Below are 25111 nucleotides of genomic sequence, written 5' to 3'. Positions count from 1 at the left end.
GATCAGGGATCAGGCCTTGAGGGCCGCTTCCAGCGCCGCCTTCTGCTTCACGAACAGCTCGGCGCAGCCGATCTCGGCCAGCTGGAACAGGCGGTCGAACTCGGCGCGGGAGAAGCCGCGCTTCTCACCGGTGGCCTGGATTTCCACGATGGTCCCCGAGCCGGTCAGGACGTAGTTCGAGTCCGCCTCGGCGTTGGAGTCCTCCTCATAGTCGAGGTCCAGCACCGGCTCGTTCTCGAACACGCCGCAGGAGACGGCCGCGACCTGATCGAGGATCGGATTGGTCTTGAGCACGCCTTCGGAGACCAGATGACCCAGAGCCGTGGCCATGGCCACCCAGGCGCCGGTGATGGAGGCGGTGCGGGTGCCGCCGTCGGCCTGGATGACGTCGCAGTCGATGACCACCTGACGCTCGCCGAGGGCCTTCAGGTCGACCACGGCGCGAAGGCTGCGACCGATCAGCCGCTGGATTTCCTGGGTCCGGCCCGATTGCTTGCCGGCGGCGGCTTCGCGGCGGCCGCGGGTGTGGGTGGCGCGGGGCAGCATGCCGTATTCGGCGGTGACCCAGCCCTGACCGGTGTTGCGCATCCAGCCGGGCACCTTGTCCTCGACCGAGGCCAGGCACAGCACCTTGGTATGGCCGAAGGTGACCAGGCAGGAGCCCTCGGCATAGCGGTTGACCCCGGTCTCCAGCGTCACGGCGCGGAGTTGTTCGGGGGTACGGTCGGAGGGGCGCATGGGAAGTCCTAGTCAGTGAAGGCTCGGCTGCTTATCCTGAAACCGTGAGCCTGTATGCCCCCAACCCGCTTCCGTTCGGAACGGCCCCTCTAGGGACCGGGGCAGGACTGTCTGCGCTGGACCAGCGCGCGCGCGACATCTTCCGCCGCATCGTCGAGACCTATCTGGAGAACGGCGAGCCGGTCGGGTCGCGGACCCTGTCGCAGCGCGGCGTCTCCCTCTCCCCGGCCTCGATCCGCAACACCATGCAGGACCTGACCATGGCCGGGCTGCTGGCGGCGCCCCACACCTCGGCCGGGCGGATCCCGACCCATGCGGGCCTGCGGCTGTTCGTCGACGGCTTCCTCGAGATCGGCGACATCGGGCAGGAGGAGCGGCGCGAGATCGACGCCCGTCTGGCCGGGAAGGGTCGGGGCTTCGAGGAGGCGCTGGACGCGGCGTCGTCGCTCCTGTCGGGTCTCGCGGGCGGGGCAGGCATCGTCGCATCCCCGGTGTCGGATGCCGGGGTCAAGCACGTCGAGTTCGTGGCGCTGGGCCACGATCAGGCACTGGCGGTGCTGGTCGGGGACGACGGCACGGTCGAGAACCGGCTGATGCCCCTGTCGGCGGGGGTGACGCCCTCGACGCTTCAGGAGGCGTCCAACTTCCTCAACGCCCGGCTCCGGGGGCGCCCCCTGGCCGAGGCGCGCACCGAGATGCGGACCGAGCTGGACGCGGCCCGGGCCCAGCTGGACGCCACCGCCGCCCGGCTGGTCGAGGACGGTCTGGCGGCCTGGTCGGGCGGCCCGGACCGGGAGCGCTCCCTGATCGTGCGCGGCCGCGCCAACCTGCTGCAGAACCGCGAGACGGCGGCCGATCTGGAGATGGTCCGCGTCCTGTTCGACGATCTGGAGCAGAAGGAACAGCTGATCGGCCTGCTCGACGGGGTCTCGGCGGCCCAGGGCGTGCGCATCTTCATCGGCGCCGAAACGCGGTTGTTTTCACTTTCGGGTTCCGCCGTGATCGCGGCGCCCTATATGAACGGCCGACAGCGGGTCCTGGGCGCCATTGGCGTGATCGGGCCCGCGCGACTGAACTACGCCCGCATCATTCCGTTGGTGGACTACACCGCCCGGGTGCTGGGGCGCATGCTGGACGGACAGGACACTTGAGCGACACGAACCAAAACCCCACCCAGGCCGAGCTCGATGCGATCGAGGCCGAAGCCGACGCCCTCCTCGACGCCGATGCGGCCGCCGGGGGCGATCTGGCGCCGCTGGATCAGGTCATCGCCGAGCGCGACGAGTGGAAGGACCGCGCCCTGCGCGCCGCCGCCGAGCAGGACAATCTGCGCCGCCGCACCGAGAACCAGCTGAATGACGCCCGCGCCTTCGCCATCCAGCGCTTCGCCAAGGATCTGCTGGGCGTCGCCGACAATCTGTCGCGCGCCCTGCAGGCCGCGCCGAAGGACGCCGAGGGCGCCGCCGCCGGTCTGGTCACCGGTCTGGAGCTGACCGAGAAGTCGCTGCTGGGCGCCTTCGAATCCAACGGCCTGAAGCGCGTCGCCCCGGCCGCCGGCGAGGCCTTCGACCCGCATCTGCATCAGGCGATGATGGAACAGCCGTCGGAAACCGTTCCCGGCGGCGCCGTCATCCAGACCATGCAGGCCGGCTATGAACTGTTCGGCCGCACCGTGCGTCCGGCCATGGTCGTGGTCGCCGCCAAGGGTTCGGGCCCCAAGGCCGCCGCGGCCTCGGCCTATGGCGAGACGCCCGCCGCCAACGGCGGATCGTTCGACGGGAAGGCCTGATTTGGCGCTAACGCGAACGACGCGGTTGTTCGCTGCTTGAGCGCGTAACGCGGTTACGCCTGTCATCGAAAAGGTTAAGGTCGGGGCATGTCCCTGACCGAGACCTCCACCGGCCGCCCGCGCGCCTTCTCGGACGTGATCGAGATGCTGGGGCGCCGACCCGGCGAACGGCTGGCGCTGGGCGAACTGGTCGACGCCTTCGGCGACCGGGCCTTCGGGGCGGTGATGCTGCTGTTCGGCGTCCTGAACCTGATGCCCTGGCCGCCCGGCGGCACCACCATCACCGGCGCGCCCCTGCTGTTCCTGTCGATGGAGCTGGCCTGGGGGCGCGAGGCCCTGTGGTTGCCCGGCTGGATGGAGCGGGCCACGGTCAGCCGCGCGACCTTCCGAAGGCTCAGCGACCGTTTCATGCGGGCCATCCGTTTCACCGAGCATCTGTCGCGGCCGCGCCTGCGCTTCCTGACCTCCCGCTTCGGTCAGGGCCTGATCGGCCTGGCCTGCGTCTTCCTGTCAGCGGTGCTGGTCCTGCCGATCTTCGGCGGCAATCTGATCCCGGCGATCGCCATCACCTTCTTCTCGCTGGGGGTGATGCAGCGCGACGGCCTTGCGGTGCTGCTGGGCTGGATCGTGACCGGGATCACCGTCGTCGTCCTCTTCCTCGCCTGGACGATTATCGTCGCCGGCTTCGAGCACGGCTGGGCCTGGGTGTCAGGCCTGTTCTGACGTTTCGTCCGGGCGGGCCGCGATGGCGGGGGCCAGCCACGGGACCGCCAGCAGGCCGAAGACGAAGCCGCCGACATGCGCCTCCCAGGCCAGACCGCCCTTGCCGCCGGACATCAGAACCAGAACGAAAAGGATGCCGAACAGGATCGCGTTGTTGATCACGAAGGCCTTGATCTGTCGCCAGACCTGAAGCGAGCGGATCGGCACGAAGGCGCCGTTCTCCCCGATGCGGGTCACCGCGCCCCACAGGCCGCAGATCGCTCCGGAAGCGCCGACCATCGGCAGCGTCCCGGTCGGATGCAGGGCCAGATAGGTTCCGGCGGCCACCAGACCGGACAGGCCGTACAGAAAACCGTACCGCAGCCAGCCGGAGACCCCGCGACCGAACCGTTGAACGACGATTGGCGTCAGGGCCAGAAGGCCGCTGCAGTTCATCGTCAGATGATACAGGCCCGCGTGGGCGAACATGTGCGTGCCGAGGGTGGACCAGCGGCCCTCCGACAGCGCTTGGGCGGAAAGACCCCAGCGGGCGGGACCGCCGGTGAAGAGTTCCGAAAACGCCACCACGACGAAGACGGTGATCAGAACGAGGGCCGGGGCTTCACCGCCGACCAGATACTCTTTCCAGGTCCGGCGATCCCAGACCGACCCGGCGCCCGCACGGCCGTCGGAGGCGCGTTGCAGCGCCGTCTGTCCGCGCGGGTTCGAAAGGGCATCGTCGGTCATGGCCGGACTGTGCCGAACCTCGGCGGGAAAGCACAGTCCGATTTCACCGTTACCGGGAGGCGTGCGTTCTCACGGTAACGGTCTTGGGGATCATGCGGCGAGAGCCGCCTCGGAAGCCACGATGCGGCTGGCGGCGTGCACGACGGCGGCGATGCGCAGGGCCGTCTGGATCTGGGCGGCGGGGACGGCGTGCTTCTTCAGCTCGCCCTCGTGGGCGTCGAGACAGGCGCCGCAGCCGTTGATGGCCGAGACGGCGGTCGACCACAGTTCGAAGTCGATCTTGTCAACGCCCGGATTGCCCAGGACGTTCATGCGCAGCCGGGCCGGGATGGTCTGGTACTCGGGATTATGCATCAGGTGCAGGGCCCGGTAGTAGATGTTGTTCATGCCCATGATGGCGGCGGCCGACTTGGCGGCGTTCATGGCTTCCGGCGACAGGTGCTCGGCCGCGGCGGCCTCGACGGCCTTGACAACCGGAGCCACGCCGATGGCGTGGGCCGAGGCCAGGAAGGTCCCCCACTTCTGCTGGTCGTTGAGCACGGTCTCGGAGGCGAGCGAGCCCAGGTTCAGGGAGATGTCCTTGGCGTAGGCGGGGATCAGGTCGCGCACGGCGTCGATCGACATGGTCTTTTTTCCTTCGGAAAAAGGGCGGCTACGTTCGCGACGCGGTCGCTCACTGCTTGAGCCGCAGGGATAACAGGTAGATGGGGCGGGCTCGCTCGCGCTCAAGCAGCGAGACGTCGTGCGTCGAGCGGCAGCGCCCTAAAGAAAAGGCGGCGACGGAAAACCGCCGCCGCCCTTCTGTCTGGGTCGAACCGGACCGCTTAGGCGGCCAGGGTCTCGCCGCCGGCGGGGCGGTTGCAGGCGCACAGTTCGTCGGTCTGCAGAGCGTCGACGACGCGCAGGGTGTCGTCCGGCGCGCGGCCGACGTTCAGGTTGGTGACGTAGACGTGCTGGACGACGTTGTGCGGGTCGACGACGAAGGTCGCGCGCAGGGCCACGCCTTCTTCCTCGTTCAGGATGCCGAGCTCGCGGGCGAACTTGCCGCCGTTGTCAGCGAACTGCCAGATCGGCAGCTTGTTCAGGTCGGCGTGGTCGCGGCGCCAGGCCAGCTTGACGAATTCGTTGTCGGTCGAGCCGCCCAGGACGATGGTGTCGCGGTCCTCGAAATCCTTGCCCAGCTTGGCGAAGGCGGCGATTTCGGTCGGGCAGACGAAGGTGAAGTCCTTCGGATAGAAGAAGATGACCTTCCACTTGCCTTCGAACGAGGTCTCGGTCAGCGGCTCGAACGCCGAGACGCCGTTTTCCTCGTGCGAGTTGAAGCCCGGCTTCACGCCGATGATCTTGAAGTTAGGCAGGGTTTCGCCGACGCCGAGCATAAGCAGTCTCCAGTGGTTTGAAATGGACCGTCGGAGGGGGAGGCCTCCGTCGCTGGAGGTCAAATGGTCTTTCGCAGCTGCGAAGTCAAATCGATCATTTCGCGCATGCGAATAAGATGAAACTATAACGAAGGTCAGTCTCGGAAGAAGATTCTTTTATAGATTTGCCAACTACCAATCACAAAGTTTATCGATTTTCCCTGCATCCAGTGTGGGCATAGGGTCCCGTCCTCACCGACGAAGGAGGACGTCATGGACGGCGAAAAGACCCCGAGCCCCCTCAATGATCCGAAGAAGGAGCCTGCCGCCCTGCGTTCGCTTCTGGGCCGCACCAACCGGGACTGGTGGCCCAACCAGCTGACGATGGACATCCTGCACCAGCAGGGCAAGTCGGGCGACCCGATGGGCGACGACTTCGACTATGCCAAAGCCTTCAAGTCGCTGGACTATGCGGCGGTGAAGCGCGACCTGACGGCCCTGATGACCGACAGCCAGCCCTGGTGGCCGGCGGACTACGGCCACTACGGCCCCTTCTTCATCCGCATGGCCTGGCACTCGGCCGGCACCTATCGCACCGGTGACGGCCGTGGCGGCGCGGGCGCGGGTCAACAGCGTTTCGCCCCGCTCAACTCCTGGCCGGACAACGGCAACCTGGACAAGGCGCGCCGCCTGCTGTGGCCGATCAAGCAGAAGTACGGCTCGAAGCTGAGCTGGGCCGACCTGATGATCCTGGCCGGCAATGTCGCCATCGAATCCATGGGCGGGCCGGTGTTCGGTTTCGGCGGCGGCCGCGCCGACGTCTGGGAGCCCGAGAAGGACGTCTACTGGGGCACCGAAGAGAACTGGGTCGGCGACGCGGACAACAAGACCCGCATCCGTCCCGATGAAGGCGCGGCGCTGGAAGCCCCTCTCGCCGCCATTCAGATGGGTCTGATCTATGTGAACCCTGAAGGTCCCGGCGGCGTGCCCGAGGCCCTGCAGTCGGCCCGCGACATCCGCGAGACCTTCGCCCGGATGGGGATGAACGACGAGGAGACGGCAGCCCTGACCGCGGGCGGTCACACCTTCGGCAAGGCCCACGGCGCCGGGGACGCCTCCAAGGTCGGAGCCTCTCCCGAAGGCGCCGACATCGCCCAGCAGGGTATGGGCTGGCAGTCGGGCCACGAGAGCGGCATCGGCGACCACACCATCACCTCGGGCATCGAGGGCGCCTGGACCCCGACGCCGATCACCTGGGACATGACCTATTTCGACATGCTGCTGGACCACGACTATGAGCTGGTCCGCTCGCCCGCAGGGGCCAAGCAGTGGCAGCCGGTCGGCAATCCGGAAGAAACCCTGGCCCCGGCCGCCCATACGCCGGGCAAGCGCGTCCCGACGATGATGACCACGGCCGACATGGCCTTCAAGATCGACCCGGCCTACCGGGTCATCATGGAGAAGTTCCGCAGCGATCCCGCCTATTTCGGCGATCAGTTCGCCCGCGCCTGGTTCAAGCTGTGCCACCGCGACATGGGGCCCAAGGCCCGCTACCTCGGCCCGGAAGTCCCCGCCGAGGACCTGATCTGGCAGGATCCGATCCCGGCTGCGGCGGGGCCTGCCCTGTCCGACGGACATGTGCGGCACCTGAGGCGCTCCATCGCGGCTTCGGGCCTTTCGGTCGCGGACCTCGTCCGCACCGCCTGGGCTTCCGCCGCCACCTGGCGCGGGTCCGATCACCGGGGCGGAGCCAATGGCGGTCGTCTCCGGCTGGAGCCGCAAAAGAGCTGGGCAGTCAACGAGCCCGAAAAACTGGCGCGCGTTCTGGGTGTGTACGAAGGGATCAAGAGCCGGTTCGATTCGGGCGTCCGGTCCGTGGATGATGACGGAACGGTTTCCAGCGATGACGGCACAACCGTCTCCATCGCCGACCTGATCGTGCTCGGCGGCTCCGTCGGCATCGAACAGGCGGCGAAGGCGGCCGGCCATGCGGTGGAGGTGCCCTTCACCCCGGGCCGCACGGACGCCACCCAGGAGGACACGGACGTCGAGGGCTTCGCCGTCCTCGAACCGCGCGCCGACGGCTTCCGCAACTATCTGCAGGTGCGCTTCAGCGTCCCGACCGAGGAACTGCTCGTCGACCGGGCCCAGCTGCTGGGCCTGACGGCGCCGCAGATGACCGTCCTCGTCGGCGGTCTGCGCGTGCTCGGCGCCAATGTCGGCGGTTCGAAGGACGGGGTCTTCACCGACCGCCCCGGCCAGCTGACCAACGACTTCTTCGTCAACCTGCTGGACATGAAGACCGGCTGGAAGAAGGTCGACGGCGAGGGCGACGAGACCTTCGTCGGCACCGACCGGATCACCGACGAACAGCTCTGGACGGCGACGCGCACCGATCTGGTGTTCGGCTCCAACTCCCAGCTGCGCGCCCTGTCGGAGGTCTATGCCGCCTCTGACGCGGGCGAGAAGTTCGTGAAGGACTTCATCGCCGCCTGGGTCCAGGTGATGAACGCTGACCGTTTCGACCTGTGGCGCGCCGATCTGGATCGGGCGGCTTAGGGCAGGCTGAGGGCCGAACCGGATGTCTCCGCCGTGGCGCAGGTCGCGGCGGAGATTTTCCGCACCGTCGGAAACGGCTTCATCGGCTACGCCGATTGATTTTGCGCCCGCGATAGGGAGCGCCTATGTCGGCTTCATGCTCCCGACCCTGCGACAGCTCCAGTATCTGAAACTCCTGGCCGAGCACGCCTCGTTCAGCCGCGCGGCCGAGGCCGCCCATGTCAGCCAGCCAGCCCTGTCGGCGGGGGTGCAGGAGCTCGAGAAGATTCTCGGCGCCCCGGTGGTCGAACGCACCCGGGGCAATGTCCAGCTGACCGCCGTCGGCGCCGAGGCCGTCAAGCGCGCCGAGGACGTGCTGGCCCGGACCGAGGATCTGGTCGAGGCCGCCCGCAGCGCCGGCCGACCCCTGTCGGGTCGCTTCCGCCTGGGCGTCATCCCGACCGTCGCCCCCTTCCTGTTGCCCGCGACCCTGCCGGGGCTGAAGGCGGCCTATCCGTCGCTTCGCCTGTTCATCCGCGAAGATTTGACGCCGCGCCTGATCGCGGGGCTCAAGGCGGGGCAGCTGGACGCCGCCGTCATCGCCCTGCCCTATGAGGCGCACGGCATCGAACACGCCCGTATCGGCGACGATGAAATCCTCGCCGCCGCCCCCGCCGACCACGCCCTGGCCGCGCCGGGCGCCATCCAGCCGGGCTCGCTGAGGGGCGAGGATCTCATCCTGCTGGAAGACGGCCACTGTCTGCGCGATCAAGCACTCGCCGCCTTCGATATCGAAGCGCCCAAGGGCGACGATGTCTTCGCCGCCACCAGTCTGCACACCCTGGTCCAGATGGTCGGCTCGGGGCTCGGGGTGTCCTTCCTGCCCCAGATGGCGATCAAGGCGGGTCTGGCCGACACCCCCTCGGTGGTGGTGCGCCATATCCAGCCCCGCGCCGGGGCCCAGGCTCCCAGCCGCGAGATCGTCGTCGCCTGGCGGGCCGGTTCGAGCCGCGCCGCCGAGGCCCGTCTTCTGGCCGAGGCTCTTCAGCAGGATTGATCAGCCGCCGACGGCGACCCAGTCGAAGACGGCGCCGGGGGCCTGACGCGAGACCCAACGATAGCCCGTCTGGTCCCAGCGGACGATGCGGGGGTTCAGGTTGTCCAGGACGTAGTCGCCGTCGCGCGTGGCCATGACCAGAACGGCGTGGCTTTCGCCGCGCGGGGTCTCGACGATGGCGACCGACAGGGCGTCAGGCGAAACGCCCGAGGCGATCAGTTCGCGGCGTTTGGTCAGGACATAATCCTCGCAGTCGCCACGGGCGGCGCCGGCGGCCGGCGCCTCGTTCCAGTAGTCGTTGCGGGCGTACTGGTTCCGGTCGGGGGTGTAGGCGATGCGGGTGTTGGCGCGGTCGTTGACGCCATTGACCTCGCGCCAGGCGTCCTGGGTCATGGTCAGACGCTCGGGCGTGCGAGCGGCCATCATCGGCTCGGCCCTGGGGGCAACGTCATCCAGGCTGTCGCCCGAGATGGATTCATTGATCGACTGATATTCCAGCTCGGCCTGGCCGGCGGCCTGACGGGCGGCCTGGGCGCGCCAGCTACGCACGGCGGCCTCGCCGTCGCCGCCGAAGCCGTTCGACCAGTACAGGCTCGAGGCCTCGCGCTGGATCTGGGCGTCGTCGGCTGCGCCCTGGGCGGCGGTGCGGCACTCGGACGGCTGGCGGCGGCAGAACTCCAGGAAGCCGGCGGGGGCGGCGACCGGGCGGCCGATCGTCTGGACGCGAGGCGTCTCGGCCGAGGCGGCGCCGGCGGCGAGGGACAGGCCGATCGACAGGACGGAAGCGGCGACGGCGGCGGCGAAAGCGAAGGTCTTGGTCATGGCGCGATCCGGGGGGAAGAGGCGTCGGTGGATGGCCGCTGGGGCCGTGTTGATCGCGCTCTTAGAAGGGCCCCCGCGGGCCTGTCCGCCTAACTTAAGTGAGCCGAAATTGGCCCTTAAATGCCCGCTGTGACTGGGTTTTTTACAATCGGGGCTGGTCTGTTACGGATTGCAAAATCGCTCCGGTCACGGACCCGGCGAAAGGCCCGAAAAATAGGCTTCATCGATATTTTCTGGTGTTTACAAAGGCTGGTCTTATGGCTGGCGGCGTTACATTTCCGGCCTGCGGCGAGGACCGGAAAAATCGCTGAACCGGGGCCTTCTGTGGCCGGGAAGTCACGATTTCTGTAGGGGCCCGCCGGACTAGCGCCGGTCGGCGTCGGCGCGGAACGGCAAGGGTTACGTCGATTTAACTACCCGCGGAACGACGTTCGTCTAGATGTCCCGGCCCGGCGTGTCGCCGGTCGGAAGACGCCATGATCTCAAGAACCCCCGCCAATCCCGCGCCCCGCGCCCTCTCCCTGATGGCGCTCGGAATCCTCGCCCTGGGCGCCTCGGCCTGCGCCCCGGTCGTCGGAAACGGCGCCCCTTCTCCCTTGTGGCCCGCCCTGATGGAGACGGCCCGGATCGACACCATCACCGTGTCGACGGGCTGGCTGAACGTCGAGGACGATTTCGCCGACACCTTCAGCGACGAGGTGCGCGAAGAGCTCGACACCTGCGCCTACGGCGCCTACCCCCTGACGTTGCGGGTGCATGTCAACGCCGTGCAGCGCGCCAGCCGGATCGGCGCCCTTGTCTCCGGGCAGGGCGCGCATACCCTGTCGGCGACCGCCGAGCTGGTGGACCCGGGCCATGGCGATCGGGTCGTCGGCCGCTATCCGATCGCCGTGGAAACACCGGTGGAAGGGCGGGTCGAGGGCGTCCTCGGCGACCGGCAGATGAAGGTGTCGGAGCAGTGGGGGCGCGCCCTCTGCGATCAGGCCTTCGGACGCAATCCTCGCCGGTCCGGCCCGCACAACGCGACCCGGGGCTAGACCCACGCTCAGCCCGGTATGATCGCGGTCGTATAGGGCGACTGCGTCCGCCAACCGAGCGTGTGGTAAAGCGCCTGACCGTCCACGGTCGCCACCAGCGCCCCCTTGCCGGACGATCCTGTCGCCGCTTCCAGCGCCCGCATGATCCGCCCGCCCAGTCCGCGTCTCTGATGCTCCGGCTCGACCAGGATCCGGTCATAGACGACGCGGTCGTCGACGATCACGGCGCGGCCGCGTCCCGCTTCGGCCCCTGATGCGTCCCGAACCGTGCAGAAGACCACGGGACCGCCGGGCTGGATGTCGGGGCCGATCTCGACCCGATAGCCGTCGTCGGGCGTCGGTCGGGCCGTCATCGCCCGGTCCAGCGTCATCAGGAAGCCGGGCGGGCGCAGAGTCCAGCGGGCAGGCAGCAGCGGCCGCACGCCGACGTCATCGGCGCAGACCTTCAGCAAGACGTGCGGCTCGGTGATCGCCTTTGCGCGCCGGGCCAGGGCCTCACCCGCCTCGGCGAAGACGTATCGTCGCAACTGGTCCTCCGCCCCGACCTCGATCCGCCAGCCGCCGTCGTCCCACAGGGGCGGCTCCACGCCACGGGTCAGGGCCCAACCCCGGGTCCAGAGGGAAAGCAGGTCGGAATCGGCGCTCATACGGTCACCATCGCGGTTCACAGGCAGGGCGGCAACGCTTCCGTCTGCGCGGCGTTCTTTGACCTCGCAATCGGGGCCCCGTGATGAACGGGGCTTCATCGGGGCGCCGGAATATGGTCAGGCTTGGGTCATATCGACGTCTCCCGGCTTCGCCAGACTGGCGCCATCGAAAACCATCCCGAACGGGAGGAAGATTTGACCATGACCGTTTCTCGTCGCGCATTCGCGTTTGGAACCGCCGCCCTCGCGGGCCTCGCCGCCCTGCCGGCCGCCGCCCAGTCGAGCCTGTCCGCCGAGGACCGCGCTACGCTCCAGACCGCCCAGTCCTATCTGCAGAACCTGACCTCCGCCCAGGGGACCTTCGTCGAGACCGGCCCGAACGGCCAGCAACGCCGCGGCCGCTTCTATCTTCAGCGTCCGGGCAAGATGCGCTTCGAATACACCGACCCGGCCGGGCTGCTGGTTGTGTCCGACGGCTATAACGTCAAACGCTACGATCCCCGGCTGCAGGTCTTCCGTCAGGTGCCGCTGGGCGCCACGCCCCTGTCGACCTTCCTCGCCCGGAACGTCCGTCTGGATCAGGGTGTGCGCATCGATCGCGTGACCCGCATGGCCTCGGGCGCCTTCGCCATCACCGCCCGCGACGGCTCGCGGCCCAACGACGGTCAGGTGATTCTGGCCTTCGCCGGCAGCCCGCTCCGGTTGCAGGAATGGACCATCACCGATGCGCAAGGGAGTCGCACCCGCACCCAGCTGACCACCCTGCAACCAGCCTCGGGCCTCGCCGCCAGCCTGTTCCAGCTGCGCGACCCGACCCGCCGTCCCGGCCGGAACTGAACCGCAGGCTATTCTCAACTGACACGCGAGCGTGACGGTTGAGAGGGTGGGCGGATGATTCGCTGATCGTGGTTCGCCCGCAACGGCAAAGCTTCATAGTTTAGTGTTTGACCTTTTTTGCAGGGCGTGACACTTTGAGCACAGAGCGACGGCGGTCGCTCTTCCGCGTCGGACGTCATCCCCTCCCGATAGCGGCGTGTGAGAGAGAAAAACTTCAGCGCCCGGTACGCCCGTACCGGGCGTTTTTTCTTGTTTTTAGGGGCGCTAGCGCTCGCGACGCGGTCGCTCTCTGCTTGAGCGCGAGGGCGCGCGGGATTTAGGCGAGGTCGCGGGGGCGGAATAGCTTGAGTGTGCGCCGCTGACGGCTAGAAGCGCCGCATGACCCTGCGCATCGCCACCTGGAATATCAACTCCGTCCGCCTCCGCATCGACCAGGTGGCGCGGTTCGTCGCCGAGAGCGGGACCGATGTCCTTTGCCTGCAGGAGATCAAATGCCTGGAGGATCAGTTCCCGAGGAACGCCTTCGCCGAGATGGGCATGCCGCATCTGCGCATCGCCGGTCAGAAGGGCTGGCACGGCGTGGCCATCGCCAGCCGCCGCCCGATCACCGACGCCCCGCAGCTCGACATCTGCCGCAACAAACACGCCCGGGTCGTCTCGGCGGTGGTCGAGGGCGTCGAGATCCAGAATTTCTACATCCCCGCCGGCGGCGACCTGCCGGACCGGGCGCTGAACGAGAAATTCGATCACAAGATGGACTACTACGAGCGTCTGACGGCCGAGATGGCGTCGCGCGACCGCTCCAAACCCCTGCTGCTGGCCGGCGACTTCAACATCGCCCCCAGCGAGTTCGACGTCTGGAACCACCGCTTCATGTCCAAGGTGGTCAGCCATACGCCGGGGGAGGTCGAGACCCTTTACCGGCTGCAGAACGCGGGTGGCTTCAACGACGTGGTCCGCGACGCCTTCCCTGAGCCGCAGAAGCTGGCCAGCTGGTGGAGCTACCGCGCCCAGGACTTCAGGAAGTCCAACCGCGGCCTGCGCCTTGACCACCTGTGGACCTCGCCCGGCCTGACGCCCAAGGTCATCCCCGGTAGCGCGAAGATCCACGACACGGTCCGCGAATGGGAACAGCCCTCGGACCACTGCCCGATCACGGTCGATCTGGACGTCTAGTAGACCGGGTCGCTGAGGGCTGCCCTGCGGCCAACCGGCTTCTGCCCGAACAGCGTCCCGGCGGCGCGGACCAGCCGTCCGACGGCCTCGTCCAGCCTCTCCTCGGGCAGGGTGTAGGGCAGGCGAAGGCGGCGCTCGAAGGCCCCGTCCACCCCGAAGCGCGGCCCGGCCGCCAGCCGCAGCCCCTCCGCCGCCGCCGCCACCGTCAGGGCCGAGCTGATCGGCGCCGGCAGTTGCGCCCAGACCGACAGGCCGCCGACCGGACGCGGGCAGACCCAGTCCGGCAGGGCCTCGTCCAGCCGTCGGATCAAATGATCGCGCCGCGCCCGCAGCAGGGGTCGCCGTTGCGCCAAGGCCGCCCCGCCGTCATTCAAAAGCTCGGCCGCCGCCAGCTGTTCCAGCACCGGCACGCCCAGATCGAGGCTGGCCCGGCTCTGCGACAGGCGCTGGATCACCGCCCGGTCGGCGCGGATCCAGCCGATGCGCAGGCCGCCCCAGACGCTCTTGGACATCGAGCCCAGCCGCACGATGCGCGGCGAATCCACGGTTGAGGCGCTGACTGCCGGGTCGCCGCTGAGGGTCAGTTCGACCAGGGTCTCGTCCAGCACCAGCAGGGTCTGGGTCCCCTTCAGCGCGGCCAGCAGCCGGATCCGCTCGGCCGCCCGCATCAGCCGTCCCGTCGGGTTGTGATGGTCGACCACCAGATAGGCGAGAGCGGCCCCGGACCGGCACGCGGATGTCAGCCCCTCGATGTCCCAGCCGGCGCTTTCGTCCTCGGGCAGGGCGACGGGCAGGGGACGGCCTCCGGCGGCGAGGATGGCGTCCAGCGCCTGCGGATAGGTGGGATGGTCGATGACCACCGGATCGCCGGGCCGCACCATCAGCCGCAGCAGATGCACCAAACCGTTGTGGGCGCCGTGGGTGATCAGGATCTGTCCCGGAGAGGTCGGCAGGCCACGCCGCCCATAGTGAGCCGCCACCGCCTCGCGCAGCTCCTCCAGTCCGGCGCTCTCATAGCCGTGGCCGGGCAGGCGGGCCGGTAGTCGCTCCAGCGCCCGGACATAGGCCGCATGGACATTGGCGTCGGCGGGCAGGACGGCCGAGGTCAGGTCGATGACGTCATCGGCCGGTGTGTGATCCAGTGTCGGCCGCACCGGCCGCGGCCCGGGCGTGGAGGGCAGGCCGGTGCGGGCCGCGGCGCCTTGCCCGCCGGTCAGGAAGCCTTCGTCGCGCAGGCTGCCATAGGCGGCCGAGACCGTGGTCCGGCTCAGACCCAGCGCCTGGGCCAAGTCCCGCTCTCCGGGCAGTCTGGCCTCCAGCGGAAGGCGGCCGTCAAGGATCAGCAGGCGCAGCGCCCCCGCCAGCTGCCGCCAGGCCGGTCCCGCGCCCGGCGTGCGCCAGACGCCGAGGTGGCGGATCAGGGAAACGGGTCGGATCAGGCGTGGCGTCATGATGCCAGACTGCCACAACTGGCTCTTTTTTCCATGGCCAGTTCGACGCAATTGGCATGGTATGAACACCCTGACGCGCCGCCTGATCCAGCTCTTTCTCGGCCTCGCCCTCTATGGCCTTTCCATCGCCCTGATCGTCCGCGCCGATCTGGGGTTGGACCCCTGGGACGTGCTCAATCAGGGCGTCTTCGAGCGGTTCGCCGGTCCGGCGGGGATCAGCTTCGGCCTGGTGGTCAATCTGATCGGGCTGGTGGTCCTGCTGCTGTGGATCCCGCTCAGGCAGATGCCAGGCTTCGGGACGGTGGCCAATGTCGTCGTCATCGGCACGGTCGCCAACGTCTTCCTCGGCTGGATCCCGGCGGACCTGCCGCTGGCCCTGCGCGCCGGGCTTCTGGTCGCGGGCATCGTCCTCAACGGCGTGGCCAGCGGGGCCTATATCGGCGCTGGCCTCGGTCCCGGCCCGCGCGACGGCCTGATGACCGGCATCGTGCGCCGGACCGGCTGGCCGGTGAAGTGGGTCCGCACGGCCATCGAGGTGGCCGTGGTCGCGGTGGGCTGGTTGCTGGGCGGCTCGGTCGGGGTGGGGACGGTCCTCTATGCGCTCGGCATCGGACCCCTGGTCCACCGCTTCCTGCCGATGTTCACGATCCGGAAGCCAGAGACGCCGGTGGTCGCGCCGACGCCTGTCGCCTAGGGCTGCAGCCGGTATCCGCCCGCGTCGGTCAGCAGCAGCCGCGCCGCGCCGGGCTCGGGCTCGATCTTCTGGCGCAGGCGATAGATGTGGGTCTCCAGCGTATGGGTCGTGACCCCGGCGTTGTAGCCCCAGACCTCTGTCAGCAGTTCCTCGCGCGACACCGGCTTGGCCCCGGCGCGATAGAGGTATTTGAGGATGTTGGTCTCTTTTTCCGTCAGCCGGATCTTCTTGCCCTTGTCGTCGACCAGCATCTTGCCGGCGGGGCGGAAGGAATAGGGACCGATGGCGAAGACGGCGTCTTCCGACTGTTCGTGGCTGCGTAAGTGGGCGCGGATGCGGGCCAGCAGCACGGCGAAGCGGAAGGGCTTGGTCACATAGTCGTTGGCGCCGGAATCCAGACCCAGAACCGTGTCGGCGTCGGAATCCTGGGCCGTCAGCATGATCACCGGGGTGGCGACCCCGTCCTTGCGCAGCAGGCGGCAGGCCTCGCGCCCGTCCATGTCCGGCAGGTCGACGTCCAGCAGGATCAGGTCGGCGCGCAGCTCGCGGCCCAGCCGAATGCCTTCGGTGGCGGTCGAGGCCTGAACGGTCCTGAACTCTTCATGGAGCGCCAGCTGCTCGGCCAGGGCCTCGCGCAGGTCGTCGTCGTCGTCGATGATCAGCAGGGTCTTGGGCGTGGGCATGTCGATAACAATGGCGAGGCTTGGGTGAATCGCCAAGGGCGACGGGGAAAATGAAGCGGATTCAGGCGATAGAGGGCGCTTCCGGAGAGTTTCGTTCCCCGAAAAGCGCCGTTCCGACCCGCACATGGGTGGCGCCGAAGCGAATCGCCGTTTCGTAATCGCCGCTCATCCCCATCGAGAGGACAGGCAATCCGTTGCGTTCGGCGATCCTGGCCAGCAGGGCGAAATGCAGGCCGGGCGCGTCCTCGGCGGGCGGAATGGCCATCAGCCCCTCGACCGTCAGGCCATAGGTTTCGCGTGAGATGGCGATGAAGGCGTCGGCCTCCTTGGGCAGGACCCCGGCCTTCTGCGGCTCGGCGCCCGTATTGACCTGGATCAGCATGCGGGGACTGCGGCCGCGCTTCTGGATCTGCTCGGCCAGGGCGCGGGCCAGCTTCTCGCGGTCCAGGGTCTCGATCACGTCGAAAAAGGCGACGGCGTCTGCGGCCTTGTTCGACTGCAGCGGACCGATCAGCCTCAGTTCGAGATCGGGCAGCGACGGGCTGCGCTCGGTCCAGCGGCTTTCCGCCTCCTGCACCCGGTTCTCGCCGAAGACGCGTTGGCTGGTCGCGAGGATGGCGTCGATGGCCTCGGCCGGCTGGGTCTTGGAGACGGCGGTCAGGGTAATCGAGGCCGGGTCGCGCCCGACCGAGCGGGCGACGGTGGCGATGCGGGCGCGGACGGCGGCGACCCGCTCCGCCACTGTAGACGGGGCTGTCAAAGCGGGGGATGACGACGGCATGGACGGCTCCGCAACCCTGTCGAACGAGGCGCGCATCCTGTGGGACGCGGCGCAGGGTCTAGCCCGTGCGGCGTCGCCTGTCAGCGGGACGAAAGGCAGCGGGCGCATATTGCCGCCCCTCTTCTTCTTCACCGACCCGGTCCGCACGCCCGAGCCCTGGCGGACGGCCGAGCGGCTGCCGGCGGGGGCCGGGGTGGTCTACCGCCACTTCGGCGCGGCGCAGGCCGAGGCTACGGCCCGGCGACTGAAGGCGATCGCGTCAGAACGCGGTCTGGTTCTGCTGATCGGTCTCGACGCCGATCTGGCCGAGGCGGTCGGCGCCGACGGGGTCCATCTGCCGGAGCGAGCGCTCGATCAGGCGGCGGCGCTCAGGGCGCGGCGGCCCGACTGGCTCCTGACCGGGGCGGCTCATTCCACGGATGGAGCGATAGAGGTGGGGGCTGAAGGACTGGACGCCGTGGTCCTGTCGCCGATCTTCCCAGCGGGGGGCCTCTCGTCCGTGAAACCGGTCCTGGGCGTCGAGACGCTGAAGACGGTGGCGGCGCACTGGTCCGTCTATGCCCTCGGCGGCATCAATGCTGCGACCGTCGGGGCCCTGGCCGGGTCGGGGGCGTGCGGAATCGCGGGCGTGGACGCCGTTCAGATCGCCTTCGGCGCCTGAGACCTCAGAACTTGAAGATGGATTCCAGCCGAATACGGGGCTGGGAGCGGCTGTCAGATTCGGGCGCCCGGGCCGGGTCCTGTTCCGGACGGCCCACACTGCCGACGGCGCCGACGCTGAGACGCGAGGTCAGGCTGTAGTAGGCGCCGGCCTCGACGTCGCCCCACTGGGTCTCGCGGCCCACGGGCTGGTTCAGGTTGAAGTTCAGGCCCCAGCGGCCGGTGTCGTACCAGCGCAGGCCACGGCGCGGCGCCGGCGGGGCGGCGCGCTGGCCCGCAGTCTGGGCGTTTTGGGCGTCAGTCAGTGAAACGGTGGGCGCATGCGGACGGGACGCGGACTGTGCCGACGCCGTTCCGGCCAGTCCCGTGAGGACCACCGCGCTGAAAAGTCCTGCGAAGAGAACGCCGAACCGCATTTCCAACCCTTCAGACCCGGTCGAACCGGGTCATCAAATCCTGAACCGGCGTGTTCGCCGTGAACCCGCCGATTAGACACCGTGGGTTCGCCCGGTCAACGCAACGTGGTCGCCTCTCGCGGGTTCCGCAGACTCTATCGGTCGCCTGTGGCGCTAGCGTCACGGGAATGGGGCGGAAAGGGGCGCGCCTGTTTCACGCCGGGACAGGTCGCCGAAGTCGGTGGGGCGGGGCGTCGGCTTTCGTCACTGTAAAGATCACGGTGGTCTTCGCCTTGTCATCGCCCCTTTTGGGCGTGTTATAGAGCGTCGCAGCGGCCCTCGCCCCTTGTGAAACAGGGGACAGAGCTGTCGCGCCCGTGCGCTGTGCGCGTCACCCGCGGGTTCGGCGTCCAATCTGAACGGAGAATTCCTCGATGGCCCCCACTCAAGCGATGGGCAAGACCCTGACAAGGGGCGCTGTGTTCGCCGCCATCGCGTCCGGCCTGCTGCTGTCCGCCTGCGGCGGCGTCAAGGTGCCCTTCACCGGCGCGCCCAAGCCCGCCAAGACCGATGTCCAGGCCGGGATCGGCGTGAACGCCTATCTGTGGCGCGCGACGCTGGACACCCTCAGCTTCATGCCCCTGCTGACCGCCGACCCGTGGGGCGGCGTGGTCAACTATGACTGGTACATCAACCCGCAGACCCCGAACGAGCGCTTCAAGGCCACGGTCTTCATCCTCGACACCCGTCTGCGCGCCGACGCCCTGAACGTGACCGTGACCAAAGAAGTCAAGGACGCCTCGGGCGGCTGGACCGCGGCCCCCGTCGCCGCCCAGACCGAGACCGACCTGGAAAACGCGATCCTGACCAAGGCGCGCCAGCTCAACCTCGCCAACGCGAACTGATCGCGTAGCGATCAGTTCTGTCCCCGGGGCGCTAACGCTCGCCGCGCGGCGGCTCGCTGCTTGAGCGCCTTCTGTATGTTTCGCCCTTCGCGTCGTTTGGCGCGGAGGGCGTCTCTATTTTCCTTGGGCGTCGCCGCCCTTCGGGCTAATCGGGCGCGAGGGGCGTTTCACGCCTCGCCGTCTCTTCAGGATGCCCGTGGCCCGTTACGAACCGAAAACCGCCGAACCCCGCCAGCAGCAGCGCTGGTCGGATGCGAACGCCTTCGTCACGAAGGAGACCGGGCGGCCGAAATACTATGTCCTCGAGATGTTCCCCTATCCGTCGGGCAACATCCACATGGGCCACGCCCGGAACTACGTCATGGGCGACGTGGTCGCGCGTCACAAGCGGGCCCAAGGGTTCGATGTCCTGCATCCCATGGGCTGGGACGCCTTCGGCATGCCGGCCGAGAACGCGGCCATGGAGCGCGGCATCCACCCCAAGGGCTGGACCTATTCCAACATCGCCAACATGCGCGAGCAGCTGAAGCTGCTGGGCCTGTCGCTGGACTGGTCGCGCGAGTTCGCGACCTGCGACCCGGAATACTACGGCAAGCAGCAGGCCTGGTTCCTGGAACTGTTCAAGCGCGGCCTGGTCTATCGCAAGGATGCGGTGGTCAACTGGGACCCGGTCGACAACACCGTCCTGGCCAATGAGCAGGTCATCGACGGCCGCGGCTGGCGCTCGGGCGCCCTGGTCGAGAAGCGCAAGCTGAACCAGTGGTTCCTGCGCATCACCGACTATGCCGACGAACTGATCGAAGGCCTGAAGACGCTGGAAGGCCGCTGGCCCGACAAGGTCCGGCTGATGCAGGAGAACTGGATCGGCAAGTCCAAGGGCGCGACCCTGTGGTGGCCGATCGTCGAGGTGCCCGCCTTCCTGACGCCCCAGCCCGAGGGCCAGCCCAGCCACGACCGCGATCCGATCGAGGTCTACACCACCCGCCCCGACACCCTGTTCGGCGCCAGTTTCCTGGCCCTGTCGGCCGATCACCCGCTGACGAAGGCCATCGCCGAGCACCGTCCGGACGTCGTCGACTTCATCAAGGCCTGCGCCCAGACCGGCACCTCGGAAGCCGACATCGAAAAGGCCGAGAAGCTGGGCGTGGATCTGGGCGTGCGCGTGCGCCATCCCTTCGATCCGGAGCGGACCGTCCCGGTCTGGGCCGCCAACTTCGTCCTGTCGACCTATGGCTCGGGCGCCATCTTCGGCTGTCCCGCCCACGACCAGCGCGACCTGGACTTCGCCCGCAAATACGATCTGCCGGTGGTTCCGGTGGTCAAGCCGGACGACGTCGAGACCATGGAGATCGGGACCGAGGCCTATGTCGGCCCGGGCCGCATCTTCAACTCGGACTTCCTCAACGGTCTGGACGTCGAGGCCGCCAAGGCCGCCGCCATCGCGAAGGTCGAGGACCAGGGCCAGGGCCGGGCCGAGACCATCTATCGCCTGCGCGACTGGGGCGTTTCGCGCCAGCGCTACTGGGGCTGTCCGATCCCGGTCATCCACTGCCCGTCCTGCGGCGTCCAGCCGGTCCCCGCCGACCAGTTGCCGGTGGTTCTGCCCGACGACGTCACCTTCGACGTTCCCGGCAATCCGCTGGCCCGCCACCCGACCTGGAAACATGTGAAGTGCCCGTCCTGCGATCAGGACGCGACCCGCGAGACCGACACCCTGGACACCTTCGTGGACTCCAGCTGGTACTTCGCCCGCTTCACCGATCCGACCGCGTCCGAGCCGATCAACACCGCCGCCGCCGACCACTGGCTGGCCGTGGACCAGTACATCGGCGGGGTTGAGCATGCGGTCCTGCACCTGCTCTATGCCCGCTTCATCACCCGCGCCCTGTCCGACGCCGGCATGCTGGCGGTCAAGGAGCCGTTCGCGGGCCTGTTCACCCAGGGGATGGTGGTCCACGAGACCTACAAGTCCCAGAACGGCAACTGGCTGGCGCCCGATCAGGTCGAGAAGCGCGACGGCCGGTGGGTCGATCGCGAACTGGGCCAGCCGGTCATCGTCGGCGACGTCGAGAAGATGTCGAAGTCCAAGAAGAATGTCGTCGCCCCGGCCGAGATTCTGGAATCGCACGGCGTCGACGCCGGCCGCCTGTTCGTCCTGTCGGACAGTCCGCCCGAGCGCGACGTGCAATGGACCCCCGGCGGGGTTGAGGGCGCCAGCCGCTTCGTCCAGCGCGTCTGGGCCGAGTTCGACGGCCATGACGCCTCGGTCGCCGGTGACGAGGCCGCCAACACCGCCCTGATCCGCGAGACCCACAAGGCCATCAAGGCCGTGTCGGAAGGCGTCGAGGGCTTCCGCTTCAACTCGGCCATCGCCAAGCTCTACGCCTTCCTGGCCACCGTTCGGGACGCCAAGGCCGCGGGCGGCGAGGCCAAACGTCAGGCCCTGTCGGCCCTGGCCCGTCTGATCTCTCCCTTCACCCCCCATCTGGCCGAGGAGTGCTGGTCGCAGCTGGGCGAGCAGGGCATGGTGCTGGACGCCCCCTGGCCCGTCTACGACCCGGCCCTGGCCGCCGATGACGAGGTGGTTCTGCCGATCCAGATCTCGGGCAAGCGCCGCAGTGAGATCACGGCTCCTCGCGGCGCCGCCAACGCCGACGTCGAGGCCGCCGCCCTCGCCAATCCCGCCATTCAGGCCTATCTCTCGGCCAACGGGGTTTCGGTGAAGAAGGTGATCGTGGTCCAGGATCGCATCGTCAATCTGGTGGTCGGCTGATGCGAGCCGTTCTCCTCGCCGCCATCGCCTTGGCCGGCGCCGCCCTGTCGGCCTGCGGCTTCACGCCCATGTACGCCAGCGGCGGTTCGCCCGCGATCAGCCGCATCGCGGTCACGGCCGAGGATGACCGTCTGGGCTACCGGCTGCGCGAGCAGCTGGAGGACGCCCTGGCCTGGGATCACGGCGCCCAGCCGCCCCTCTATCGCCTGACGACGGTGACCCAGCAGGCGCGCCGCCCGCTCGGCCGCCGGATCGACGACACCGCCACCCGGTACGAGCTGACGGTCCGTGTCGTCTGGACCCTGACCCCGACCTCGGGCGCCACGCCCTTGACGGGGACCGAGACCTCGACCCTGACCTACGCCGCCGCCGACCAGCCCTATGCCGCCATCGCCGCCCAGCAGGACGGCGAGGACCGGGCCGCCGCCGAGCTGGCCAGGCTGATCCGCATCGACATTCTGCGGGCCCTGTCGGGGCAATAGTCGGCGATGATCCTCGCCAAACGTCCGGAGATCGACCGCTTCCTCGCCAAGCCCGAGCCGGGCATCCGCGCGGTGGTCATCCACGGCAAGGACCGTTCCGGCGTCGCCGAACGGGCCACGGTCCTGTGCAAGGCGATCACGCCCGACCTGAACGACCCTTTCAACGTCACCGTCCTGACCGACAGCGACATCGACGGCGACGAGGCGCGTCTGGAAGAGGCCCTGACCGCGCTCAGCATGATCGGCGGCCGCCGCCTGATCCGCGTGCGTCTGGGCGGCGACAAGGCTTCGGTCGACAAACTTCTGGCGGGCGTCCTCAAGACCCACGGCGACGGCGGCTATAATCCCGACGCCATGCTGGTGGTCGAGGCCGGGGCGCTGGGCCGCGACTCGGCCCTGCGCAAGGCCGCCGAGACCGGCAAGGGCTCGGTCGGCATCGTCTGCTACGAGGACGAGACGGGCGACGTGGCCCGGATGACGCGCGAGGCCCTGGCCGCCGACAAGGTGGGCCTGACCTCCGATGCGCTGGAACGCTTCGTCGGCCGTCTGCCGCGTGAGCGCGGCCTGATGCGTCAGGAGATCGAGCGGCTGGCCCTCTATATCGGCCCCGGCTCCGGCCGGTCGATCGATGTCGAGGAGCTGGACGCCCATCTCGGGGTCGAGCCCGACGCCTCGCTGCAGGACGCCGCGCTTCAGGCCTTCGGCGGCCGCCCCGCCCCGTCGCAGGCGGGTCTACGTCGCGCCCTGGCCGAGGGCGAAAGCGCCGTCATGGCCGTACGTCAGGCCTCGATCCATCTCGGAAAGCTGCGCCGCATCAATGTGCTTCAGGGCGCGGGGGCCGGGGCCAAGGAGGCCGCCAAGGCCGCTGGGGTCTTCTGGAAACAGGAGGCCGAAATGCTGCGTCAGGCCCGCTCCTGGCGGCTGGAGGAGCTGGATCTTGTGCAGGACAGCGTCAATGTCGCCGACGTCGCGACCAAGACCACGGGCCTGCCCGAGGCCCTGATCGCCGAACGCCTGCTGCTTGAGATCGCCGCCCGGGCCAAACGCCTCGGGCTCTGAACTCTAGTCCAGCTGACGCGCTTCTTCGGTCAGCATGATCGGCACGCCGTCGCGGATCGGAAACGCCAGCTTGGCCGACTTCGACACCAGCTCATTGGCCTCGCGATCATAGGTCAGCACGCCGCGCGTCACCGGACAGACCAGCACCTCCAGCAGGCGGGGATCGACCGAGGTCGGGGTGTTGAAGGCGTCGGACATGGGATCGGCTCGGTTTCGTTCGGGCGTATCGGTTGTGATTTAAGCCTTCGACGGCGTCCCGTCATCAGTCGATCCGGACAGTCGTGCGATGGCGGCGGCCATCTGGGGGTCGTGATCCCGGGCGATGTCCTCGGCCGTGGTCTGGACCAGGACATCCGGCACGATGGCCGCGTCGGGCTGGGGCGTCGACGGGAAGCTGGCGATCAGCGGCAGATCGACTTCCAGACCCGAGGCCGGGAGCTTCAGGAAAAAGAAGGCCCCGCCGTTGATGCCGCGCCGGTTGCCGCCCGTCGGCTGGCCGATCAGGGTCGCGACGCCGCTCTCCTGAACCGCCTGGGCGAAGCCGAAGGTCGCCGAACTGTTCGAGGCGTCGCACAGCACTACGACGGGCCCGGCGTAACGGCGTCCGGCCGGACGGATCAGCGTACTGTCGTCGCCGTCGTCGTAGCGGGTCAGCCGATAGTAGCCCGGCCGTTCCGCCGACGGCTGGGCCTGATCTCCCCAGTCGAGGAAACTGCGGTCCCAGGTGTGCAGATAGGGCCTGACCGCCTCGGGCGCGCTGCGATAACGGGTCCAGCGCTGGTTGCGCGACAGCGGCAGGTCCCGGTCGATCAGGCGGCCCAGAATTAGATTGCCGCAGTCGAGCCCGCCTTCATTGCTGCGCAGATCAATGACCAGTCCCCTGGCGCCGTCTCCGGTCAGATCGTCCATGGTCGCGCCCAGCCATGTCTCCCAGGCGAAGGTCGATTCATACAGGGCCCAGCCCGGCATCTTCAGGACCTGAATCCCGTCGGCGCGTTTCTCCAGCGTCCACGGATTGGCGTCCTTCGCCGGACCGGTCGAAGCCGGCAGGCTGCGGCGCCGGTCTTCGAGGGACTGCAGGGGCGCGCGGATGATCCGGCCATCCGCGAAGGTGAAGGCCGCCTCGTCCCGGAGCGGGAGGATCAGGGGCAGATGGATGTCGAAGGTTTCGAACCGGTCCTCGCCCCGGACTTCCATCAGATTGATGCGCTTGGCGTCGTTGTGACCGTCGGCCCGGGCCAGAGGGATCAGCCGGTCGAGCAGGTCGCGGGTCGAAACCCCGTCGATCGCCGTGACGACCGTGCCGCGCGGCAGGCTCTGGCCCTCGGTAAGGTCCTCCGTGACGACCATCCGGCCGTCGATCCATCGAAACTGGAACGGCACGAGCGACCGGTCCGGATAGAGGGCCGCGACCATGGCGTCGGAGCCGTTGTAGGGGCTGGGGTAGGTATGGCCGCAACGGATGGAGGCGGTGACGCGGGTCAGGGCCAGGAACCGGTCCCGGAAAGATCCCGGCGCGCGCCAGGCCTGCGCCAGACCGTCGAGCCGGGCGGTGATCTCTTCCGGCGTGCTGTAGCGATAGAGGCCCGGGTGCATGGTCTCCCAGGTCTGGCGCAGGATGGCGACATCGCTGCCCCAGTCCTCGGCGGCGGGCGCCGCCCATGCCGTTCCGGCCAGGGCGGGGGCTGCGGCGGTCAGCCCCAGACCTCCGGAAAGCTGAAGCAGGCGGCGGCGGTTCAGCGTCAGCATGGAGGGTCCTCGGCGAGTGATGGCCCAAGGT

26 protein-coding genes are annotated in these 25111 nt (G+C 68.5%); 14 read left to right on the top strand and 12 right to left on the bottom strand.

The window, feature by feature from the left end; all coding sequences use genetic code 11:
- Positions 1–9 precede the first annotated feature (9 nt).
- Positions 10–738, bottom strand: coding sequence for a ribonuclease PH (gene rph / locus ACW172_RS06605; RefSeq protein WP_207869963.1), 729 nt, complete (start codon positions 736–738; stop codon positions 10–12).
- A gap of 50 nt (positions 739–788) precedes the next feature.
- Here rph and hrcA point away from each other — a divergent pair, with 50 nt between their 5' ends.
- From hrcA to ACW172_RS06590, 3 genes are all read left to right on the top strand, one after another.
- Positions 789–1889, top strand: a complete 1101-nt coding sequence (gene hrcA / locus ACW172_RS06600) for a heat-inducible transcriptional repressor HrcA (protein WP_492034950.1) — start codon at positions 789–791, stop codon at positions 1887–1889.
- Between the two features lie 95 nt (positions 1890–1984).
- Complete coding sequence (gene grpE, locus ACW172_RS06595; RefSeq protein WP_492034949.1) at positions 1985–2527, top strand: nucleotide exchange factor GrpE; 543 nt, start codon at positions 1985–1987, stop codon at positions 2525–2527.
- An 87-nt stretch (positions 2528–2614) separates the two neighbouring features.
- Complete coding sequence (locus ACW172_RS06590; RefSeq protein WP_492034381.1) at positions 2615–3250, top strand: exopolysaccharide biosynthesis protein; 636 nt, start codon at positions 2615–2617, stop codon at positions 3248–3250.
- Here ACW172_RS06590 and ACW172_RS06585 read toward each other — a convergent pair.
- The 3 genes from ACW172_RS06585 to ACW172_RS06575 all read right to left on the bottom strand — a co-directional run bounded on the left by ACW172_RS06585 (position 3236) and on the right by ACW172_RS06575 (position 5355).
- Positions 3236–3976: a rhomboid family intramembrane serine protease gene (locus ACW172_RS06585; protein ID WP_492034380.1), complete on the bottom strand. Its 741-nt coding sequence runs from the start codon at positions 3974–3976 to the stop codon at positions 3236–3238. The two genes, ACW172_RS06590 and ACW172_RS06585, sit on opposite strands and share 15 nt — an antisense overlap.
- A gap of 90 nt (positions 3977–4066) precedes the next feature.
- A complete protein-coding gene (gene ahpD / locus ACW172_RS06580) occupies positions 4067–4600 on the bottom strand; it encodes an alkylhydroperoxidase, AhpD family (RefSeq protein ID WP_492034379.1) in 534 nt (177 codons plus the stop codon).
- A 200-nt stretch (positions 4601–4800) separates the two neighbouring features.
- A complete protein-coding gene (locus ACW172_RS06575; RefSeq protein ID WP_492034378.1) occupies positions 4801–5355 on the bottom strand; it encodes a peroxiredoxin in 555 nt (184 codons plus the stop codon).
- A gap of 252 nt (positions 5356–5607) precedes the next feature.
- Here ACW172_RS06575 and katG point away from each other — a divergent pair, with 252 nt between their 5' ends.
- Together katG and ACW172_RS06565 are read left to right on the top strand one after the other, a co-directional pair.
- Positions 5608–7893: a catalase/peroxidase HPI gene (katG, locus tag ACW172_RS06570; protein ID WP_492034377.1), complete on the top strand. Its 2286-nt coding sequence runs from the start codon at positions 5608–5610 to the stop codon at positions 7891–7893.
- Positions 7894–8029: 136 nt separating this feature from the next.
- Positions 8030–8929, top strand: a complete 900-nt coding sequence (locus tag ACW172_RS06565) for a hydrogen peroxide-inducible genes activator (protein WP_492034376.1) — start codon at positions 8030–8032, stop codon at positions 8927–8929.
- Here ACW172_RS06565 and ACW172_RS06560 read toward each other — a convergent pair whose 3' ends face one another.
- A complete protein-coding gene (locus ACW172_RS06560) occupies positions 8930–9751 on the bottom strand; it encodes a transglutaminase-like cysteine peptidase (RefSeq protein WP_492034375.1) in 822 nt (273 codons plus the stop codon).
- Between the two features lie 476 nt (positions 9752–10227).
- Between ACW172_RS06560 and ACW172_RS06555 the strand changes: the two genes are divergently transcribed.
- Positions 10228–10788 carry a hypothetical protein gene (locus ACW172_RS06555; protein WP_492034374.1) on the top strand — a complete coding sequence of 187 codons (561 nt, stop codon included), beginning with the start codon at positions 10228–10230 and terminating at the stop codon, positions 10786–10788.
- An 8-nt stretch (positions 10789–10796) separates the two neighbouring features.
- On the opposite strand, the gene ACW172_RS06550 is transcribed toward ACW172_RS06555, so the two are convergent.
- Positions 10797–11435 carry a GNAT family N-acetyltransferase gene (locus ACW172_RS06550; protein ID WP_492034373.1) on the bottom strand — a complete coding sequence of 213 codons (639 nt, stop codon included), beginning with the start codon at positions 11433–11435 and terminating at the stop codon, positions 10797–10799.
- A gap of 201 nt (positions 11436–11636) precedes the next feature.
- On the opposite strand from ACW172_RS06550, the gene ACW172_RS06545 reads away from it, so the two are divergent.
- Positions 11637–12272 (top strand): LolA family protein, encoded by a 636-nt coding sequence (locus ACW172_RS06545; protein WP_492034372.1) that lies wholly within the window; start codon positions 11637–11639, stop codon positions 12270–12272.
- Between the two features lie 378 nt (positions 12273–12650).
- Entirely contained in the window at positions 12651–13448 is a 798-nt protein-coding gene (gene xth / locus ACW172_RS06540; RefSeq protein WP_492034371.1) for an exodeoxyribonuclease III, read from the top strand.
- Here the strand turns inward: xth and yczR are convergent.
- Positions 13445–14899, bottom strand: a complete 1455-nt coding sequence (gene yczR / locus ACW172_RS06535) for a MocR-like transcription factor YczR (RefSeq protein WP_492034370.1) — start codon at positions 14897–14899, stop codon at positions 13445–13447. The two genes, xth and yczR, sit on opposite strands and share 4 nt — an antisense overlap.
- Before the next feature lie 61 nt (positions 14900–14960).
- Here yczR and yczE point away from each other — a divergent pair, with 61 nt between their 5' ends.
- On the top strand, positions 14961–15593 hold the full coding sequence (gene yczE, locus ACW172_RS06530) for a membrane protein YczE (protein ID WP_492034369.1): 633 nt from the start codon (positions 14961–14963) through the stop codon (positions 15591–15593).
- Here the strand turns inward: yczE and ACW172_RS06525 are convergent.
- The gene (locus ACW172_RS06525) at positions 15590–16276 is read right to left on the bottom strand and encodes a response regulator transcription factor (RefSeq protein ID WP_492034368.1); all 687 of its coding nucleotides are present in this window, start codon (positions 16274–16276) and stop codon (positions 15590–15592) included. The genes yczE and ACW172_RS06525 overlap by 4 nt on opposite strands.
- Before the next feature lie 61 nt (positions 16277–16337).
- On the bottom strand, positions 16338–17057 hold the full coding sequence (locus tag ACW172_RS06520; RefSeq protein WP_492034367.1) for a YggS family pyridoxal phosphate-dependent enzyme: 720 nt from the start codon (positions 17055–17057) through the stop codon (positions 16338–16340).
- On the opposite strand from ACW172_RS06520, the gene ACW172_RS06515 reads away from it, so the two are divergent.
- Positions 17056–17718, top strand: coding sequence for a thiamine phosphate synthase (locus ACW172_RS06515; protein WP_492034366.1), 663 nt, complete (start codon positions 17056–17058; stop codon positions 17716–17718). The genes ACW172_RS06520 and ACW172_RS06515 overlap by 2 nt on opposite strands.
- Positions 17719–17722: 4 nt before the next feature.
- On the opposite strand, the gene ACW172_RS06510 is transcribed toward ACW172_RS06515, so the two are convergent.
- Positions 17723–18133, bottom strand: a complete 411-nt coding sequence (locus ACW172_RS06510; RefSeq protein ID WP_492034365.1) for an NtrZ family periplasmic regulatory protein — start codon at positions 18131–18133, stop codon at positions 17723–17725.
- Positions 18134–18546: 413 nt separating this feature from the next.
- Between ACW172_RS06510 and ACW172_RS06505 the strand changes: the two genes are divergently transcribed.
- From ACW172_RS06505 to holA, 4 genes are all read left to right on the top strand, one after another.
- The gene (locus ACW172_RS06505; protein ID WP_492034364.1) at positions 18547–19017 is read left to right on the top strand and encodes a DUF3576 domain-containing protein; all 471 of its coding nucleotides are present in this window, start codon (positions 18547–18549) and stop codon (positions 19015–19017) included.
- A 196-nt stretch (positions 19018–19213) separates the two neighbouring features.
- Positions 19214–21790, top strand: coding sequence for a leucine--tRNA ligase (gene leuS, locus ACW172_RS06500; RefSeq protein WP_492034363.1), 2577 nt, complete (start codon positions 19214–19216; stop codon positions 21788–21790).
- A complete protein-coding gene (gene lptE / locus ACW172_RS06495; protein WP_492034362.1) occupies positions 21790–22272 on the top strand; it encodes an LPS assembly lipoprotein LptE in 483 nt (160 codons plus the stop codon). Before leuS ends, lptE begins: the two co-directional genes overlap by 1 nt.
- Positions 22273–22278: 6 nt before the next feature.
- Positions 22279–23331: a DNA polymerase III subunit delta gene (gene holA, locus ACW172_RS06490; RefSeq protein WP_492034361.1), complete on the top strand. Its 1053-nt coding sequence runs from the start codon at positions 22279–22281 to the stop codon at positions 23329–23331.
- 3 nt (positions 23332–23334) lie between these two features.
- On the opposite strand, the gene ACW172_RS06485 is transcribed toward holA, so the two are convergent.
- Both ACW172_RS06485 and ACW172_RS06480 read right to left on the bottom strand, forming a co-directional pair.
- Complete coding sequence (locus ACW172_RS06485) at positions 23335–23529, bottom strand: Trm112 family protein (RefSeq protein WP_492034360.1); 195 nt, start codon at positions 23527–23529, stop codon at positions 23335–23337.
- A 39-nt stretch (positions 23530–23568) separates the two neighbouring features.
- Positions 23569–25080 carry a S41 family peptidase gene (locus ACW172_RS06480; RefSeq protein WP_492034359.1) on the bottom strand — a complete coding sequence of 504 codons (1512 nt, stop codon included), beginning with the start codon at positions 25078–25080 and terminating at the stop codon, positions 23569–23571.
- Positions 25081–25111: the final 31 nt, after the last annotated feature.

This window comes from Brevundimonas sp. ALps5 (assembly GCF_058681645.1).
The sequence above is the reverse complement of the archived record's forward strand: the minus strand, read 5'-3'. Positions and strand labels throughout refer to the sequence as shown.